This is a genomic window from Blastococcus sp. CT_GayMR20 (assembly GCF_004570345.1).
This window is the reverse complement of sequence record NZ_SPQM01000297.1, coordinates 1-1,532: the sequence shown is the minus strand read 5'-3', so window position 1 is coordinate 1,532 and position 1,532 is coordinate 1. Positions and strand designations below refer to the sequence as shown.

General features: G+C 74.7%; 2 protein-coding genes. Both read right to left on the bottom strand.

Annotated elements, in window-relative coordinates:
- A partial coding sequence (locus E4P40_RS27505) for an exonuclease domain-containing protein (RefSeq protein ID WP_280790666.1) occupies nucleotides 1–784 on the bottom strand: 784 nt, incomplete at its 3' end.
- Nucleotides 785–934: 150 nt separating this feature from the next.
- Nucleotides 935–1,532: DUF6884 domain-containing protein (locus E4P40_RS27500; protein ID WP_209305560.1), on the bottom strand; the 598-nt coding region annotated here is incomplete at its 5' end.

Below are 1,532 nucleotides of genomic sequence, written 5' to 3'. Positions count from 1 at the left end.
ACGTCCCGAGCATCCGGGGCATCAGCGCCGCGACCGTGCGGACGTCGGCGAGCGCGGCGTGCGCGTCGACCGTCGAGAGGCGGGCCGCCTTGGCCAGCGTCGTCAGCTTGTGGTTGGGCGACCGAAGCGTCCGCCGGGCCAGCCACAGGGAGCAGATCGCCGGGCTGATCGGGACGGCGATCCCGGCCCGGTCGAACTCCGCCGTCAGGAAGCGCTCCTCGAACACCGCGTTGTGGGCGACGACGATCCCGCCGTCGATGCGCGCCAGGATCTCGCCGGCGACGTCCTCGAAGCGCGGCGCGTCCTGCACCTCCGAGTTGGAGATGCCGTGCACGAACACGGGTCCGACGTCGCGGCCGGGGTTGAGCACCGTCGCGTACTCGTCCTCGACGCGGCCGCGGGCGTCGACCCGCACGATGGCGATCTCGACGACGCGGTCCCCCTTGGCGGGTGAGAAGCCCGTGGTCTCGACGTCGATGACGGCGTACGGGGCGTCGACCTCGAAGCCGGGTCCGTCGCCGCCGTAGTGGAACAGCCGGCCGCGCATGCCCGGCTCGGCGAACGGCAGGCGCTCGTCAGGTGCGGCGGGCCGGTCGGAGACGTGCAGCGACGGGACGGGGACCGAGGGGCGCCCGCCCTGCCGGGCGCCGACCTGGTGCCGACGCTGCGCGATGCGGACCTCCGCTGCCGCCCGCGAGCGCCGTCCGGACCGGATCGACAGCCCCAGTCCCAGCAGCAGCACGGCACCTGCCAGCAGCAGGATTCCGGTCACGAGCCCGGTCAACGCGTCCTCCCCCTCGACATGGCGGGCACGCTCGCACGTCGGTCCGACGGAACCGGGGAGACGCACCCCTACGGGGACCGCATCGGCAGCCGCCGGACCGCCCGGAACCGTCCGGGAACGGGGCGGCCTCGAACCGCCGCACGCGTCACATCAACAACGCAGGGACGACGACGCGGAGGCACTCCACCCGGGTGTGTGCGGGCGGTGCCGGCCGACGAAGGCGAGCAGCCGGCCGAGCGCGGCACGCACGGGCGGTTCGCCGTCCTCCGGGTCGGAGCGGTCGGAGTCTTCGTCCCCCTCCCGCCACGTGCCGGGCAGCGCCAGCTCCATCGCGGCACCCCGGCGCGCCAGCGGCTGGCGCAGCGGCTGGGCGAAGTCCACGCCGCCGTGCACCTCGACCGCCACGCCCGACAGCTGCACGCGCTCGGCCAGCTGAGCGACGACCCACTCCCCCCAGGCGCTGCGGTAGCCCGTCGACCGGTCGGCGAGCTCGAGATCGAAGGGCGCGATGACGTCGCCGGGGTCGAGCAGCCCGTGCTTGGCGCTGAGCACGAACCACGGGAGGTCCGACGCGAGCGCGTGCTCGCGCGCGCGGGAGAAGCCGGAGCTCCGGAACAGCTCGTCGACCGGCACGGGCACGGACGACGTCGCGCCCGACGACCCGATCAGCAGCACGCGCTCGGCCGACCTCGACGGCGCCTGTTCCGCGGAACCAGGGCCCCGGTAGCGGAGGTACAGCCCCCGGTCG